This window comes from bacterium (genome assembly GCA_036504735.1).
GTDB lineage: Bacteria > Electryoneota > RPQS01 > RPQS01 > RPQS01 > DASXUQ01.
In genome coordinates, this window is the sequence record DASXUQ010000017.1 from 63478 (window position 1) to 81529 (window position 18052).

13 protein-coding genes are annotated in these 18052 nt (G+C 58.1%); 2 read left to right on the forward strand and 11 right to left on the reverse strand.

Annotated features, from left to right (window positions below; translation table 11 throughout):
* The first annotated feature begins 101 nt into the window (after positions 1-101).
* Positions 102-2816 carry a pitrilysin family protein gene (locus tag VGL38_12980; protein ID HEY3296334.1) on the forward strand — a complete coding sequence of 905 codons (2715 nt, stop codon included), beginning with the start codon at positions 102-104 and terminating at the stop codon, positions 2814-2816.
* A 95-nt stretch (positions 2817-2911) separates the two neighbouring features.
* Here VGL38_12980 and VGL38_12985 read toward each other — a convergent pair whose 3' ends face one another.
* The 11 genes from VGL38_12985 to VGL38_13035 form a co-directional block, all read right to left on the reverse strand.
* Positions 2912-3325: a bacteriohemerythrin gene (locus VGL38_12985; protein HEY3296335.1), complete on the reverse strand. Its 414-nt coding sequence runs from the start codon at positions 3323-3325 to the stop codon at positions 2912-2914.
* A 129-nt stretch (positions 3326-3454) separates the two neighbouring features.
* Positions 3455-3865: a bacteriohemerythrin gene (locus VGL38_12990; protein HEY3296336.1), complete on the reverse strand. Its 411-nt coding sequence runs from the start codon at positions 3863-3865 to the stop codon at positions 3455-3457.
* 136 nt (positions 3866-4001) lie between these two features.
* Complete coding sequence (gene gatD, locus VGL38_12995) at positions 4002-5396, reverse strand: Glu-tRNA(Gln) amidotransferase subunit GatD (protein ID HEY3296337.1); 1395 nt, start codon at positions 5394-5396, stop codon at positions 4002-4004.
* 103 nt (positions 5397-5499) lie between these two features.
* The gene (locus tag VGL38_13000) at positions 5500-6150 is read right to left on the reverse strand and encodes a RibD family protein (GenBank protein ID HEY3296338.1); all 651 of its coding nucleotides are present in this window, start codon (positions 6148-6150) and stop codon (positions 5500-5502) included.
* Positions 6151-6216: 66 nt separating this feature from the next.
* Positions 6217-7350, reverse strand: coding sequence for an aspartate--ammonia ligase (locus VGL38_13005; GenBank protein HEY3296339.1), 1134 nt, complete (start codon positions 7348-7350; stop codon positions 6217-6219).
* A gap of 213 nt (positions 7351-7563) precedes the next feature.
* Positions 7564-9504: a Glu-tRNA(Gln) amidotransferase subunit GatE gene (gene gatE / locus VGL38_13010; GenBank protein HEY3296340.1), complete on the reverse strand. Its 1941-nt coding sequence runs from the start codon at positions 9502-9504 to the stop codon at positions 7564-7566.
* 1077 nt (positions 9505-10581) lie between these two features.
* Entirely contained in the window at positions 10582-11871 is a 1290-nt protein-coding gene (locus VGL38_13015) for a Ni/Fe hydrogenase subunit alpha (protein ID HEY3296341.1), read from the reverse strand.
* Positions 11861-12640, reverse strand: coding sequence for an oxidoreductase (locus tag VGL38_13020; protein HEY3296342.1), 780 nt, complete (start codon positions 12638-12640; stop codon positions 11861-11863). Before VGL38_13020 ends, VGL38_13015 begins: the two co-directional genes overlap by 11 nt.
* Position 12641: 1 nt before the next feature.
* Entirely contained in the window at positions 12642-13475 is an 834-nt protein-coding gene (locus tag VGL38_13025) for an FAD/NAD(P)-binding protein (protein HEY3296343.1), read from the reverse strand.
* Positions 13476-13495: 20 nt separating this feature from the next.
* The gene (locus VGL38_13030; GenBank protein ID HEY3296344.1) at positions 13496-13951 is read right to left on the reverse strand and encodes a cyclic nucleotide-binding domain-containing protein; all 456 of its coding nucleotides are present in this window, start codon (positions 13949-13951) and stop codon (positions 13496-13498) included.
* Positions 13938-15089 (reverse strand): 4Fe-4S dicluster domain-containing protein, encoded by a 1152-nt coding sequence (locus VGL38_13035; GenBank protein HEY3296345.1) that lies wholly within the window; start codon positions 15087-15089, stop codon positions 13938-13940. Before VGL38_13035 ends, VGL38_13030 begins: the two co-directional genes overlap by 14 nt.
* A gap of 407 nt (positions 15090-15496) precedes the next feature.
* Between VGL38_13035 and VGL38_13040 the strand changes: the two genes are divergently transcribed.
* Positions 15497-18022, forward strand: a complete 2526-nt coding sequence (locus tag VGL38_13040) for a M14 family zinc carboxypeptidase (GenBank protein HEY3296346.1) — start codon at positions 15497-15499, stop codon at positions 18020-18022.
* Positions 18023-18052 lie beyond the last annotated feature (30 nt).

Consider the following 18052-nt stretch of genomic DNA (forward strand, 5'->3'; position numbering starts at 1 on the left):
CTACCGAATTTATCCGTAAATTATGGTCCGATCTGCAACTTTTCCCTCCGGAATCGCTCCTACTTGTAATACCTTTTTCCCTAACACGTTCGAGGATGTGCATGAAGAGTCTCTCCTGGGTTGTGGCCGCTGTGCTGATCTTCGCACTGGCCGCCGCCGCGCCTGCCGCCAAGCTTCCCGAATTGAAGTTTGTCAAGGACACCCTGTCCAACGGCCTGCAGGTCATCTACTATGAAGACCACACGCTCCCCACGGTGGCCATCAACACCTGGTACCACGTCGGTTCCAAAAACGAAAAGCCGGGCAAAACCGGATTCGCGCACCTCTTCGAGCATCTGATGTTCGAAGGCTCCGAGCATCGTGCCGGCGATTTCAGCTTCGAAAAAGTCGGTGGCTCGGACAATGCCTCGACCAGCGAAGACCGCACCAACTACTTCGAAGTCATTCCGTCCAACTATCTCGAGTATGCGCTGTGGATGGAATCCGACCGCCTGGGATTCCTGCCTCCGGCCATCACGCAGGAGAAGCTCGATATCCAGCGCGACGTCGTCAAGAATGAACGCCGCCAGCGCATGGACAACCAGCCCTATGCCAAGGCCGAAGAACTGCTGTTGACGGCGATCTATCCGCCCAGCCATCCCTATTCCTGGCCCGTTGTCGGCAGCATGGAAGATCTTTCCCGTGCCAGCCTCGATGACGTCAAGGACTTTTTCCATACCTACTACACACCGAACAATGCGTCGCTGATTATCGGCGGCGATTTTGACCTTGCCGCCACGCGCAAGCTCGTCGACAAGTATTTCGGATCGATTCCCGCCGGACCGCCCATTGACCGTACGACCGGATGGATTCCGCAGATTGACGGCGTCAAGCGCGTCACCGCCGAAGACCGCGTCAACCTTCCCCGCTACCACTGCGCGTGGACCAGCCCCGCCAACTTCAAGCCGGGCGATGCCGAACTCGACATGCTCTCCAGCGTCCTCGCCGCCGGCAAGACCTCGCGCCTCTACAAGGCTCTCGTCTACGACAAGCAGATCGCGCAGGACGTCAGCGTCTATCAGTCCAGCAATGAACTGAACGGCACCTTCGACGTCGAAATCACCGCCAAGCCCGGACACAGCCTCGAAGAGATCGAAGCCGCCTCCGATGCGATCCTGAAGGACGTCATCGAGAAGGGCATCACCGCCGAAGAACTGCAGAATGCCAAGAACGGCTATGAGACCCAGTTCATTCGCCGCCTGCAGCGCATTGGCAGCTACTACAGCATTACCGACATCGCCAATGAGTACAACACGTACCTCGGCGATCCGAACAAGTTCCAGTGGGATCTCGACCGCCACATGAATCTCACTCCCGCGGACCTTCAGCGCGTGGCCCGGCAGGTGCTGGATTTCAACCGCCGCGTCATCGTCAATATCGTTCCGCAAGGTGACTTCAAAGCCGCGACGGACGAGCTTGACCGCTCCAAAGCTCCCGCCGCCGCTGCGGAACCGTCCTTCGCTCCGCCGCCCATCCAGACGGCCACGCTCTCCAACGGTCTGAAGCTCTATCTGGTTGAGAAGCACACTCTGCCCCTCGTGCAGGCCAATATCGTCATCAAGGCCGGCTGGGCCGACGATCCCAATGGCAAGCTCACCAGCGCCCGCCTCACCGCCGAACTGCTCGATGACGGCACCACCACTCGCAACGCGCTGCAGATTTCCGAAGATGCCAAGAAGATCGGCGCCACGATGGGATCGTCCAGCAGCATGGATGGCTCGTTCGTCAGCCTGAACGTGCTCAAGAAGAACCTCGATCAGGGTCTTTCGCAGATGACCGACGTGCTGCTTCATCCCAATTTCCCCAAGGAAGAACTGGAGCGCCAGCGCAAGACCTATCTGGCCCGCCTGCTGCAGGAAAAGAAGGAGCCGATGTCTCTGGCCAGCAAGGCCTACGCCAAACTGCTCTACGGCGCGGATCATCCCTATGCCCAGACCGGTTCCGGCACCGAAGCATCGCTGAATTCGATTACCCGCGAAGACCTCGTCGCCTTCTACCAGACCAACTACGTGCCCAACAACGCCGCGGTCGTGGTCGTCGGTGACATTACCATGGCCGAAGCCAAGGACAAATTCGAAAAGGCTCTGAAAGACTGGAAGCCCGGCAAAGCCAACGTACGCGAGATTCCCGAGCCGCAGGCTCTGACCTCCACCAAAATCGTTCTGGTGGACAAGCCGCGCGCTCCGCAGAGCGTTGTGATCGTCGGCAATCCCGGCATCAAGCGTTCGGATCCCGATTACGTGGCCTGTGACGTCGTAAACAACGCTCTCGGCGGCACATTCGGCAGCCGTTTGAACACCAACCTGCGCGAGCAGAAGGGCTACACCTACGGTGTGCATTCGCAGTTCGCCGCCCGTCGCGGCACCGGCCCGTTCCTTGCCAGTGCGATGGTCAAGACTGACGTCACCGACAAGTCCGTGACCGAGTTCATCAAAGAACTGCGCGACATCACCGTCTCGCGGCCGCTCTCCGATGAGGAACTCACGGCGAGCAAGGACAATCTCATCAAGGGCTATCCGCAGGATTTCGAAACCTTCAATGCCCTCGCCGGACAGCTCAACAGCATTTTCCTCTACAATCTCCCCGCCGATGAATGGACCTCGTACGTCGGCAAGGTGAAGACGGTGTCCTCGGATGTGGCCTCCGGCATTGCCAAGAAGCACATCCATCCCGACAACCTGCTGATCGTCGTCATCGGCGACCGTCAGAAGGTTGAAACGGAATTGAAGAATCTCAAGCTGGGTGACGTCACCGTCCTCAAGCCCGAAGACCTGTAAAGAGAACAGCGCAGCGCCGCCTGGCGGTGCGCATTAAAAATCAAAAGAGGCTCAGGATTCGTCCTGAGCCTCTTTGCATGGGATAAGGGTGGAAATTACCGGCGGTTCATTTCCGCCGTCTGCAGGGTCAACTCCCTGTCCATTCCGCCGATATGGTCAATCAGCCAGTCGCATAGCATGGTCTGCAGCTTCAGACAGACGGTCTCGGAGGTGCCTTCACTCTTCACGAACTCGTCTTTTAGGGCGAAGTATTGGCGCACAAAGTCCGCATGGGCGGCGTGGTGCGCTTCGAAGTTCGGCATGTGCTGCGCTTTCATGAAGCGCTCCTCGTTGCCGAAATGCTTCAACACGTAGTCTTCAAGAAACGAAAAAATGTCGCCGAGTGACGACGTCCCCGGTTCTTTCATTATCGCATCCAGCAGCACATTGACGCGGTTGAACAACTCCTGGTGCTGGATATCCTGCCATTCCAGCCCTGTCGAGAGCCGCGGATTCCATACTAAGCTCATAGGTCGTCTCCGTGTTCACATAGTTTGTCAGCCTGACTCTCGCAAAATCCGTGCTTCAACGTTCCCGACACATAAAAGACGGCTCAGGATTTCTCCTGAGCCGTCTTTGCCTCAGCCGGAATCGAGGGATTACTTTTTTCCCAGCGCGACCGTCTGGTCCGCCAGCTCCTTATCGAGGGTCCCGATATGGGTGGTCAGCCACTTGCTGAGCATCGTCTGCAATTTCAAGCAGACGCTGTTTTGCGACGTGCTGGTGTTGAATTCCTTCTTCAACTCCGTATAGGTGCGGATGAATTCTTCGTGTGCCGCCTTGTGTTTAGCGTAGCACGTGAGACTATTCAGTTTCATAAAGCGCTCCTCGTTGCCGAAGTGCTTTACGACATATTCTTCGAGAAACGTAAATACTTCGCCGACGGAAGTTACTCCCTGCCCGTTGAGCATCGCATCCAGAAGCCTGTTCACGCGTTTGAAGAGTTCCTGATGCTGCGCATCCTGCCAATCCAGTCCCGTCGACAGGCGGGGATTCCACACTAAGGCCATCTGCTGACTCCGCTTTGGTAAAAGGTGTGCTCCCGCTTTTGCAAATTGTGTGCTTGAACCCTATGAACCCGCGTCACCCTTTAGCAACAAAAAAGCCGCCTTCGCAGGCGGCTTTTCCACAGGCCGTTTCCCGGGCTCAGCGCCGGTTTTTAAGCAGATACTGCTCGATCTCCGGCAGGCCGCCCTGCATAATCATATAGCCGTCAATCGGCTCGCGCTCGGTCAGTTCGCCGCAGATCGGTGTCAGCATCAGCTTCTTCACCTCTTCGCGGTCGTGGGTATGTCCCAGCGCCCAGCCGAGCTTCACATACGCCGTTTCGGGAATCATGTTCCCCGCGGGGATGACGCCGAGGTCCATGATGTCGCGCCCGGTGTCGTAGACATACATCTGCACATAACCCCACAGCGTCTCCACGCACATGTAAATATGCACGCCCGCGTCTATCGCGCGTTTGATGGACGGGTAGAGGGGCTTGTTGAAATGCCCCAGGCCCGTTCCCGCGAACACGATGCCCTTGTAGCCGTTGTCCACCAGCGAATCGATCATGTCCGGCTTCATATTCGGATAGTAATACAGAATCGTCACCCGGTCATCGAACACCGCGTCCAGCTTCAGTGTGCGGCTCTTGTCGCGCTTGCGGTAATCGGTCTTGATGTGCCGGATCTCGCCGTTGCGCACCGTGGCCACGGGAGTGTCGGAAATGGTGCGGAAGGTCGAGCGATACGACGAGTGCATCTTGCGCACGCGCGTGCCGCGGTGCAGCAGATCATACTGGTCCGATGTCGGACCGAACATGCACACCAGCACTTCGGCGATATCCCCGTGCGCGGCGGCGTACGTCGCGTCAATCAGGTTCAACGCTGCGTCCGAGGAAGGACGGTCCGAGGAACGCTGCGAGCCCACCATCACAATCGGCACCGGCGGATCCTGCACCATGAACGTCAGCGCCGCCGACGTGTAGTGCATCGTATCCGTGCCGTGTCCGATCACAATCCCGTCCGCGCCGTTCTCGATCTCTTCCTTGATCGCGTTCGCCGTGCCGATCCACGCTTCCGGAGTCATGTTCTCCGAAAAGATCGCATAAATTCGTTTTGTCGTCAGGTTGGCGATGTCCGCCAGCTCCGGCACCGCGCCGTACAGTTCTCCGGGCGAGAACGCCGGAATCACCGCGCCCGTACGGTAGTCGAGGCGGCTGGCAATCGTGCCGCCCGTTCCCAGCAGCGTCACGTTCGGCTTGACCGGATCGTAGGGGAATTCCTTCTCGGGAATCTTGTAATTGGCCTTCTTGTAGCCGGTCTCTTTTATCGTGCGGACACGGTCCACATTGATGCCGACATTATACCCGGTGCACAATTTGAGCACAATGTGATGCGGATTGCCCGTCTCCGCGCGCGGCAGAATCAGCCCTTCAAAATGCCCGTCGAGCGTCTCGATCTGGACATCCGACCACACGCGCACCTTGTTCTTTTTAAGCACGCTGAGTGCCGGATCGCGATAGCCCGGATAATCCTGTTGCTGTTGTTCAGTCATGGTAATCTATAGTCTCGTAGAAGAAAAATCAAACAGTCGCCGTCATGCCGCCGAAACTCTGTCGTAGGGGTACGACATGTCGTGCCCGCGTTTCCAAAGTATCCTACTTCTCCACCCGGTACCTCACCCACACCACGCCGCCCGGCAGCTTCTCGCTGTGCGTCAGCGTCACCGGCAATTCGCTGTGCACCGTGCGGAACAGCGCGCGCGCCCCGTCCCCCGCCAGAACCGGACTGATCAGCAAACTAATTTCGTCCACCAGCCCTTCGCGCAGCAAGATACCGTTCAGCACCCCGCCGCTGTCCACGCGCACGGTCCTTACGCCGTACAGATCGTGCAGCGTCTCCAGCGCGCTCTTCAAATCCACCTGCTCTTTGCCCGCAATCACGCACACCACGTTCTTCTTCGACAGGTATTCGCAGTGGGCAGGAGGTGTTGCCATGGACATCAGCGCCACGCCGCCGCGCCAATAGGACTGCTTCAACAAATGCTCCCAGCAGCGGACTCTCCCTCTGCTGTCAGGGATCACCAGCAGCGGCCGTTCGTCATGCGCACCGCTCGCGCGCGGTGTCACCTTGCGCGGATCGTCGACATTCGCCGCACTGGGCGAGGCCAGAATGGTCTCGCTCCCCGCCAGCGTCGCGTCTTCCTTCCACGTCCCCGCGAGTTCATAGAACAACCCGACGTCGGGCGTAAAACCATCGATACGTCCGTCTAAACTGACAATATTATGCAGAACAATTTTGGGTAGCATAAGAATATGAGCACAGGGGCGGGCACTTCGGCCCGCCCCTGTCTGGGATGAACCGTTGTGTATCTCCTATTCGAGCACAAAGATATTGCGCTTGGCGCAGAGGTCCTTCAGAACCTTCGGCCATACCGTGACGCTGACTTCGCCCAGGTGAGCCTTTTTCAGAATGGACATCGTCGTGCGAGCCTGGCCGATGCCGCCGCCGATCGAGAGCGGAATCTCATCGTTCATGATCGCCTGATGGTACGGCAGCTTAAGGAAGTCAAGCTGGCCCGTCGCTTCGAGCTGCTGCTTCAGGGTATCTTTGGTGACGCGGATACCCATCGAGGTCAGTTCGTGGCGGCGCTTCGTCACATGGTTCCACACCAGAATGTCGCCGTTGAGCCCGTGCATCAACTGGCCATTCTTGGTGACCGTCGGCGTAACCCAATCGTCATAGTCCGCGGCGCGCATTTCGTGCGGGTAGCCATCCTTCAGCGTCCAGCCGATGCCGACAATAAATACGGCGGGATACTTTTCGGAGAGCACCTTCGTTTCGCGCTGCTTGCGCGGCAGATCGGGATACATATCCAGCAATTCTTCGGCGTGCAAAAAGACCAGTTCCTTCGGCAGGTTCGGCCACTTCGGGTCCTTCAGTTTCGGGAACTCGCTCTGCACAAAATCCTCGGCGTCCGTCAGAACTTTCCATTCCTTGCGGACGATGTCTTTGAGAAACTCGAGATGGCGATCCTTGTCTTCGATCACGCGCTCCCAGTCCCACTGATCGACGTATGCGCTGTGATCGTGGTCAAGGAAATAGTCCTTGCGCACGGCGCGCATGTCGGTAATAATGCCTTCGCCCACCTTGCAGTTGAACTGCTTCAGGGCGACCCTCTTCCACTTGGTGGCGGCTTGAACCACCTGGGCGTCAATCGGGTTCTTGTTGTAATCGTTGTTGATGTGGAACTGGATCGGTGTGCGGGAGCCATCCCGATCCAGATAGTCATTGACTCCGCTCTCCACATCTACGATGAGCGGAACTTCCACGTCGAACAGATTCAGAGCCTTGCACATCCCGTCCTCGATGAAGCGTTTCAGCTTCGAAAGGGCGATCTGCGTTTCCTTGGGATCCAGCAGCGAGCGGTAGTCCGTGGGAAGAACCTTTTCCACGTCCTCATAGGTACCAATACCTGGTCCAGCGAGATCAGCTTTCTTGTCTGCCATTGTTTTCTCCCAAAAGATTGTGTGAATGAGGGTACGTTAACTATCCGCAAGCCGATCTCATTTAGCCGGCGGATGAAAAACAGTCATTCAGAAATCAGTCAGCGATCAGTAAGCATTCTCCTTTCTAAGAGTCCCTTCCCCTTTCAGTGGGAAATGGGATTCCTTTCCTATACTCCGCAGTAGGGGTACGCCATGCCGTGCCCGTCTTATCTGTTAAACGTGTCCGTTCGCTTCAATCTTCTTCTTCAGCATCTCCGCCACCTGCTTTCCGGGGATCCGTCCTGCCGGCCTCTGCAATTGGCCCATCAGCCAGCGCACACGGCCCTCGATGGTCTTGGCGCGCGAGGGTACCCGCAGCATGCCGTCTACCATCGACGTCCATTCGGCTTCATCCAGCGGAACCAGATGCTGCTTGGCGGCAATGGTCATCCATTCGGTGCCCGAACGGCGGCTGCGATACTGAATCAGCAGCGGCACCGCTTCCCACAGCAGTTCGCCCTTCCGCAGATGCTCGAACAGCTTGCGCCAGGCGTCTTCGGGAATCTTGTCCGGATTGCCGCCGCGGCGCTTGGCCGAGCGGATATCCTGCACCAGCACGCGCGCCACACGATTGGCGGGAATGCGTCCGTCCTCTTCGATCTTCCAATACAGTCCGAAATACGGCGACATCACGAGCTGCTCGGCCAGCACCGCGCTCATGCCCGTATCCAGCAGGCGCTTGCGCTGATCCCACCGCGTCGCGGGCAGATGCTCGCGGATGCGGTTGACGCGTCCGGTGGAAATCACCGTCGGCGGAGTGTCCGTATCGGGATACATGCGGTTCGGTCCTGCCAGCAGTCGCTCGAAATCCGTCCAGCCACCCTTGCGCGCCTGACGGGTCTCCGACGGCACTCCCTGCGTAGCTTCCCGAATGCGCCCCACGATCTCGTTGATCGCTGTCGTCACGTCCTCATCCGGTCCCCACACCACGATCACCGCGTCATCGAGCCGCGCATTGGTGATCGAACGCACCGCGGTGCGTTCTTCGGGGAAGAGCGAGAACTCGCCGTCCGTGTCCGTGTGGAACATGTTCGGCTTCTCATCGAGGCAGGCAATCACGCGCACGCGCCCGGCGACTTCATGCGCGAACGTCCGTCCCGGCTGCACATCGGTGGACAGCAGTCCGGCAATGCCCATTACCTTCACCGCTACCATACGCTGCCCGGTTTCGTGGGCCTTGGCCAGCTTGGCCGTGCGGAAATGGATCTGCTCCTTGGGAAGCTCGTACACGGCGTACTCGAGTGTGCTCTCCGTGATCCGCCGCTGCTTCAGCATCTCGCGGATGTCCAGCAGCCGCTTCTGGCGGAAGGCTTCCACCGAGACCAGTCGCGGAAACATGGGAATGCGCGGCACGCCCTTGATCTCGACTCGGGTGCTCCCGTTAATCGAGACATTCACATCCTGCCGCACGCTGCCGATGCCGCGCCGCACCTTGCCCGTCGACCTCAGGATCTGCGAGATGATGTGTCCCGCTTCGGCTACCTCGTAGGGATGCCTCATCTCCGCCTCGGTCACCACTTCAATCAGCGGCATGCCTAAGCGGTCGGTGCGGAACTGAATCGTGTGCCGCTCATCGGAGACTTCCCGGCACGAATCCTCCTCAAGGCCGAGCTGGACAATACCCAGCCGCCTGTCCTTGAAGGGAATGTTGCCGGTGACGCCCACCAGAGTGGTGCGCTGAAAGCCCGTGGGAATGGAGCCGTCGAGGTACTGCTTGCGGGCAATATGGGCCTCACCCACGATCTGGCAGTCGAACAGCATCGCGATTTCCAGCGCGATGTCCACCGCTTCCTGATTGATCGGGAAGGGCGGGGTGTCGTCCATCTCGTAGGTGCAGACCGACTCCTTGTTCAGGAGGTAGACGATCTCTTTTTTGGTTTTGAACTCCATCAGCGCGCAGGGATCGTACTCTCCCAGTTCGCTAAGGGTGGGACGCATGTGTCTCAGGACCTGTGCATCCACTTTCTCGGAATAAAGTCCTGCGGGGCAATTGCAGAACAACTTACGCTGTGTCAGAATCTGATGATGGACTTCAAGCCCGCAGCGAAAGCCCAAGGCCTTATAGTCTAAATCGAGGATCTGGTACGGATTATCGGAACCGCCGGAAGATTGCATGAAGATGGGGTCTAAAACGCCGAAGCACGTGGATTAAGGAAGGATTTCACATCTATCAAGATGCGAAAATTCGAGCAGAAAATCAACTTAACCGGCACAAATTCCCGCCAATCGGCCATTCGGGGTGATTCCGGCACCCCCCAAAATACGCAAGGCGGCCATAGGGCCGCCTCCGTTGGAGGGCACATTCTTATTCTGCCGGGTCGTAAAAAGCGGTTCTGAGGGGCGGATGTCAGCCCATCTGGCGCTTCAGGCGCAGATGGATGCAATAGGCGCGGTAGCTGCACACAAACGACATCAGCACGAGTCTCCACCACGGCGTGCGTCTGGCAAAGCCTTGGTTCACTGTCGGACTCCGTTTAATACCCGTTCCAGTACATACGGTATAGTAAGTATACCGTATGTTCCGGGAAAAGTCAATATAGAGTCTGCAACATTTTGAACAAGGCAGATTTTCTAAATTTATCAAATAAAAACTGTTAAAACCAGACCAGACACGAATGATATGGAAGGATCAAGCACTGAGAGGAATGCCTCTTGCAAAACCCTTCACCTGAATACCCCGCACCGCAGCCCAACCCTTCGCGGCGGCAGGCCTCTTGGGACTCGGGCCTGCCCCGCTTGACCCCATCTAAGAAGAGGGACGGCCCGCCTTGGGCGAGATCTCGGCTTCGCTGGACCGTCCGGCACTCCCCATCCGGATGCCGCGCACCCTCCTGCCATAGCCGGGCATGCGAAATTCCAAGACGCATACCGCGGCGAAGCATAGGGCAACGGTGATGCACAACTCTTATGCTCCCCTTTCCCTATTTCATGGGGAAAGTCCTTAGACCTCGACGAAGGCGGGGGGCCGGGGGATAGAGGTCTGTGGGCACAAACACAAAAAAGATAAGGGTGTTTTTCGCCTTTTTTCAGCCTTTCAGCGTTTCAGTATTTCAGCATTTTCTTAAACTTCCCCAGTTCGTTCGGTACAAAAACATTTTCCTGTTAAGACAGCCGGTTTTTGAACTCCAAACAAAGCAAGCGCCCGCATTTGCATGCGGGCGCTAAAGTCCGTCGGATACACGATCCGGCTGCTCAGTCTCTCAAGATATCCAGGCGGATGGCGTGAGTGGCGCAGGAGATGCAAGGATCATAATTCCGGATGGCTTGCTCACATTGCCATGTCAGCTTGTCATGCGGCTGATCCAGGTTCTGCTCGACATAGGCTCGCAGATCGTCTTCCATCTGCTTCTGATTCTGTGATGTGGGAGGAGTAATTTTCGCGTCGAGCACGTAGCCGTTCTCATCCAGACGATACCGGTGATACAGAATGCCGCGCGGAGCCTCGCTCATGCCGCTGCCCATCGAAGCCTTCGGCGTCATTTCGATAAACGGCTTCTCGGGCACTTCATAGCTCTCGCAAATCCGCAGAGCCTCTTCAATCGCCCACAGCAACTCTACCGCGCGAACCACGATGCCCTTGAAGGGATTCTTCACGACTTTTTCCAGCCCGGCCTTCTTCGCCTCGGATTGGGCCAGCGGCGTCAGACGGTCGTAGTTCAAGGCATAGCGGGCCAGCGGACCAACCAGATACGCGCCCGTGCCCAGCATCTTCGAATGCAATGCGTTGGCGTGCGGGATATGCTCTTCCTGGAAATGCTTCTCGTAATCGGAGACGGGGATGTTGAGCCCGTTGGACGAGACCACATTGCCTTCGCACAGCGGGTATTCTGTCGGATGCCGCAACGACACGAACACATAGTCCTGCTCGAAGTTGGGGAACTTCAAAGTGGCCATGAGCCGCAGCGTTTCCACCGCTTCATCGCGCGCCTTCTTCAGCGGCTCAATGTAGGCGCGGATGTCCTTCTTGGACGGCGACTTATAAAACCCGCCGACACGCACGTTGATCGGATGGATCTCCCGTCCGCCCACCGTGGTCATGATGTCGTTGCCCAGCTTCTTGATCCGCAGGCCGCGTTCCACTTCCTTGGGGAAGTCCTTGGCCATCGCCAGCGCGTCCTGGTATCCCAGAAAGTCCGGCGCATGCAGCAGGTGAATGTGCAGGGAGTGGCTTTCGATCCACTCGCCGCAGTACAGCAGGCGGCGCAGTTCGCGGATCATGCCGTCCGGCTTCTGGCCGAAGGCACTTTCAATCGCGTGGCAGGAACTCATCTGGTACGCCACCGGGCAGATGCCGCAGATGCGCGCCGTCAGATCCGGCACTTCTTTATACAGACGTCCCCGCAGCCAGGCTTCGAAAAAGCGCGGCGGTTCGAAGATGTTCAGTTTGACTTCCGTGACCTGATCGTCTTTGACCTTGACCAGGATTCCGCCCTCGCCTTCCACGCGGGCCAGATAATCGACCTTGATGGTTCTACTTTTCATGGGCCTCGCTCTCCTTGCGGAACGGGTCCGCGCAGGCGTTGAAACTGCGGAACGCGCGCACGATGTCATCATCTTTCAGTCCCATCTTCTGGAACTGGCTGCTCATAGAGGCGGTGTTGGGAGTCTCCTTCGGACCGAAGCAGCCGAAGCAGCCGCGGGCAAAGGACGGACAAAGCGCGTTGCAGCCCGCGTGGGTGACCGGGCCGAGACAGGGCATACCCTGCGCGACCATCACACACGGCGTGCCGCGCATCTTGCACTCCATACAGACACTGTGCGGGAAGATGTTCGGCTTGCGGCCGTTCAAAAACGCGTTCAGCACTTCAAGCAACTGCATCTTGTTGATCGGGCAGCCGCGCAGTTCATAATCCACGCGCACGTGATCGGAAATCGGCGTGGACTTGGCCAGCGTCTCGATGTAGTGGGGCGACGCGTACACGGTATTGAAAAAGTCCTTGACGTCCTTGAAATTCCGCAGCGCCTGAACACCGCCCGCCGTGGCACACGCCCCGATGGTGATCAGCACCTGCGAATCGCGGCGGATCTTGTGAATGCGCTCGGCGTCGTGCGGCGTGGTGATCGAGCCTTCCACCAGAGACACCGTGTACGGCCCGGGCTGCATCGCGCGCGACGCTTCAGCGAAGTTGGCGATTTCCACCGTGCCCGCTACGGCCAGAAGTTCATCTTCACAGTCCAGCAGGCTGAGTTGGCAGCCGTCACAGGACGCGAACTTCCAGACCGCTATTCTTGGCTTGGATTGTTTTGCCATGTCAAATTTCCCGCTTTCTCATCCAGTCCCGGATGGTCTCGTAAGAGTACACCGGTCCGTCCTTGCAGACGAAGCTCGGCCCGCACTGGCAGTGGCCGCAGAGGCCGACGCCGCACTTCATGTTGCGTTCCATCGAGACGTAAATGTCCTTGTCGGCCATGCCGGCCTTCTGCAGGTCCGCGATCGTAAAGCGCATCATGATCTCGGGGCCGACCAGCATCGCCACGGCATTCTTCGGATCGAATACGGCCTTGGGAATCAGGCGCGTGACCACTCCCACATTGCCCAGCCAGCCGTCCGTCGCCCGGTCCACGGTGATCGTGACGTCCATATCGAACCGTCCGCGCCACTGCTCCAGCTCCTTGGGGAAGAGCAGATCGTCGGGAGTGCGCGCGCCGTAGAGCAGTACGAACTTGCCGTACTCTTCCCGATTGGCGAGGATCTGATAAATGGCCGGGCGTAGCGGGGGAAGCCCGATACCGCCGGCGACGATGACCACATCCTTGCCCTTGGCCTGTTCTACCGGCCATGCGGAGCCGAACGGGCCGCGCATACCCAGCACATCGCCCTTCTTGAGCTTCTGCAGGGCCTTGGTGACCGTGCCGACCGCTCGCGTGGTGTGGATCAGCGGCAGTGGATCCGTCGGATCGCCGCTGATGCTGATGGGCACTTCGCCCACACCGAAAACATACAGCATGTTGAACTGTCCGGGAGCAAACGTAAATTCTCCGCTGCCCGCCGGCTCCAGTTCCATGGTAAACGTATCGTAAGTGTCCTGCGCCGTTCGCCGGATGCGGAACGGACGCATGGTCATGGAATCCTGATTAGTCGCCATAGTTGCTACTCGCCTTGAGGTCAGTCGGAATAGACATCGAGCAGTTGCATGGTCATCGCTTCCACCCGGTCCACGATGATCGGCACAAACCGCTTGTAAAGTTCGAGTTCGAGTTGGGGATCTTTGGTGCACTTTTCGCGCAGGCACTTGGCGTCAATGCGGATCGCCCGCGTGATCTGAATCGCCCGCACGTCGCCGTGCACCCGGTAGGGGGAAACCAGCCAGGACCAGCCGACCACTTCGCCTTCACGCAGCGTCAGATAGGTGATCTCGCCCTTGGTGGGGGAGTACACGTCCAGCGCCACCGAGCCGGCACGGATCAGATAAAACTCGTCCGCCTGATCGCCGTCCCGCGTGATGAATTCGCCCTGGTTGAAACGGACGTTGGACGCGCAGCCGACCATCAATTTGATATACTGCGGATCCAATCCCTTAAAGACCGGATGTTCGGCCAGGATCGGTTCAAGCGTTTCCATGTTGAGGCTCCTTGACTGCGGGTTTGACGCGGAGAGCGGCGGCTTCTTCGGTGATGTCGATGCCGACCGGACACCAGGTGATGCAACGGCCACAGCCGGTGCAGCCCATCTCGCCGAACTGATCCTGCCAGGCCGCGAGCTTGTGGGACAGCCACTGGCGATACCGCGACTTGGCGCTGGTACGGATGCTTCCGCCGTGGATGTAGGAGAAGTCCAGCGTGAAACAGGAATCCCAACGCTTGACCCGCGAGGCCGTCTTGCCGTGCAGATCGGTGTGGTCTTCCATGGTCGTGCAGAAGCAGGTCGGGCAGACCATGGTGCAGTTGCCACAGGTCAGGCAGCGGGAACCGACGTTATCCCAGCGCGGATGCTCGGAATTTTCATAGATCACTTCGCGCAGGCCGTCGGTATTGAGCTTGCGGCCCATCTGCTTTTCGGCTTCGGCAACGACGCGTTCGGCGGCGGCAAGATCTTCCGCCGTGGCTTCACGGTGGGGGATCTCTTTCAGCACCTCTTCACCGCGCTTGGAACCGGTCTCGATCACAAAGCGGTGTTTGCCTTTTTCCACGATCTCGGTCAGGCTCAGGTCAAAGTCGCCGGTCACCTCCGGTCCGGTCTTCATGGAGGCGCAGAAACACGTGCCGCCGGCCTTGCCGCAGTTCAGTGCGACAATAAAGGTCCGCTTGCGCATCGCGGCATAGCCGGGATCCACATACGGCCCTTCGAGCAGCACCTTATCCTGAATGGCAATAGCCCTCAGTTCGCAGGCGCGCACACCCAGCAGGGCATAGCTCGGCAGATCATGATTCGGTGCGATCGGCTGAAGGCCTTCCCGCTTACCCTGCCACACGGTGACGTGGGGTGGACGCAGAAACTGCTTCCACGAGTGCTGCGGGACGGTGTAGCCGAACAGGGCATCATCGGGACGCTTCTTGAGCGCATACTGGCCGTTGGACTGTTCATCGGTCCATCCGGCAGGCAGTTGCGTCGCGTCATCCAGCTCATCATAGACAATCGCCCCATCGCGCACTTGCGGTCCGATGACGCGAAAGCCTTTCTTTCTCAGAGCTTCAATCAGATGAGAGAAATTGCCGCGGTCAAGTGCGGCACGGGTTGGTTTAGATGCAGCTTTGGCCATTGTATCCAATACGTTTCAATTCTGAGGCTCTGCACCGAAAATCGGCAGAGCAGAGGGAGGAAAGCTGACTTGTGAAAATATACGCAAAAGGCGTGACATTGTCAAGCGTACTTTTTCACGTGCCTTTCGGTCTTTTCCGGTGCAAAAATGCTCTACAAAAATCGTGCTAATGATTCTGACCACAGCCTTTGCTTTTCAACGGCCCGGCGGCGGAGGCATGGTGCAGGAGCGTTGTCCGGTTTGTCTGCCGGGAATCCGCAGGTTGTCAAAAATCAGTGCCCAGCGGCTTTTAGCGGGTCATGTTGCCACGGGAAGTGACCCTTGATGGATGCCGAAAGTTGTGGCAAAGGGGTGCCTGTCGATAGTATATTGATGGATTACCTGCCGGCCCATCTTTGAGGACACCTATGCGCCTGAATAACGTCATTTTCTGTATGATTCTGCTGGGGCTGATGCTCACCTTGGGCTCTGCCTCGGCTGTGCCCCGCCACAATAGTAGTCTGGTGGGAGCAGAATATTCGAAGATCGTTATCAAGTCGAAAGTAGATTTGCCGCAGATTGATGAAGTCGGCGGCATTATCGATAATGTGGCGGGGGACACGGCCTGGGTCTACATCCGGCCCGACGCGGCGAAGATCCTGAAGGCGCGTGGCTTTGTAATCATCAAGGTGGAGCAGCCCCGGGGCGGGCGCAACACGCTGGACGATTATCACAATAATGATCAGATTCAGGCACAGTTCGACGCCTGGCAGACGCAGTATCCGACGCTGTTTTCTTATGAGTCCATCGGCACCAGCGCGGGCGGACGCAGCTTGTGGGTATGCAAGCTTTCCAATGGCATCGACAATGACAGCGGTAAAATTGAGGTCAAGTACATTGCCGCGATACATGGCGACGAGAGTGTGGGCACGGAAAACTGCCTGCGCTTTGCCGAGGAACTGCTGACCACTTATCAGACGGACTCGGCGCTGGGCGTGCTGATGAACAATTATGACATCTACCTGCTGCCGCTGATGAATCCCGACGGCAACGCAGCCAGCCCGCAGACGCGCGGGAATGGGCACGGCGTGGACATGAATCGCGCCTTTCCCGACCGGATCGATGACTCCACCAATAGCACGGTAGGCCGCGAGCCGGAAATCGCCGCGGTAATGAACTGGACGGCACAGCACAATTTTATTTTGTCCGCCAATTTTCACGGTGGCGCCGTGGTGACGAACTATCCGTTCGATGGGAGCTACAGCGGGCAGAGCGTGAACACTCCCACGACCGAAGACGCGCTCTTACGCTACATTTCGCTGCGCTATTCCCAGTACAATACTCCCATGTATAACAGCACGGAGTTTGCGCAGGGGATCACCAACGGCTGCGCATGGTACAATATCAACGGCGGAATGCAGGACTGGAACTATGTGTGGATGGGCGACCGGGAAGTGACGATCGAACTCAGTACCATCAAGCATCCGGCGGTTTCGACACTCGAAGGGTTCTGGCAGGACAACCGTCTCTCCATGAGAAATTATCTGTTGGAGGCGCAGTACGGTGCGCGAGGGGTGGTGACCGACAGCGTGACCGGGCAGCCGCTGCGGGCCAATATCAGCTTGAACGGCTCCACCTATTTGACCTACAGCGCGGGCGCGCATGGCGAGTATTTCCGCATGTTGCGGCCTGGAACCTACACCTTGACGTTCTCCGCGCCGGGCTATGTGACCAAGACGTTCAACAACGTCACGGTGACCGGCAGCACACCGACGATGCTGAATGTGCAGCTTCTGTCCGCACCGCGACCTGACATTGCGGTCGTGCCGGCGGCCATCAACAGCACCATCAATCCTTGCTCACAGCAGGACCTGCCCTTTGCCATCAGCAATACCGGAGAAGTCGCGCTCACATGGTCGGCGGCGGAAGCATATGAGAATCACACGGGCTACGGCAGTTCGACCGGCGGCGGATGGAGATTTGTGGACAGCGACCATGCCGGCGGTCCGACCTATTCCTGGGTGGACATTTCGGCCAGCGGCACGGCGGTGACCTTTGCCGGTGATGACCAGACGCTGGGACCGTTTCCGGTGGGCTTCACTTTTCCGTTCTATGGACAGAACTTCAGCACGTTCCGCCTGTGCTCCAATGGCTGGATCTCCTTCAGTTCGGCCTCTACGGCGTATGGGAATACATTTCTGCCGTCCAGTGCATCTCCCGAGAATCTGATTGCGGCATGGTGGGATGATTTGAGTCCGCAGCGCACGGGAACGGTGATTCGCCGCTGGACCAACAATGTAGACAGCCTGGTGGTTTCGTTTGCCAATGTGCAGAGCTACAGCGGCAGCGGCGTGTACACGTTCGAGATGATTCTGTTGTCCTCGGGCAAGATTGTCCTCCAGTACAACAGCATGGGCACGAACCGCTTGACCTCGGCGACCATCGGTTTGCAGAACAGCGACCGCACCAAGGGGACGACAGTGGTGCAGGACGCGGCGTATATTCATAACAGCCTGGCGGTCTCCTTCTGCCCGAGTTCAATGGTGGCACTGGCGCCATCCTCCGGAACGGTGCAACCGCACAGTTCGGTGAATGTGGTGGCTCACCTGAATTCCTGCTGCGTGCCCAATGGAGCCAGTGGGGGCACACTGGCGATTGCTTCCAACGATCCGACGACGCCCGTGCTGAATGTGCCCGTAACGCTCACCGTGACGACGGTGCCGCCGGATGCCGTGGCGGACCTGACGGTTTATCCGGTTGGCGACAACTACCGTTTGGCGTGGAGCGCGTCTGTCAATGCGGCGGGGTACAAGGTATTTCGAATGGATGGCTTTGCACAGGATTATACCACGGGCGCACTGCTGACCGCCGTGCCGATTACGAACACCTTCTTTGTAGATTCCACGGGCGGAGTGACCGCGACCACGTATTATCAGGTGGTGGCCGTGCAGTGAGCTGACGGTCTGTCTTTTCACCTATGCGAC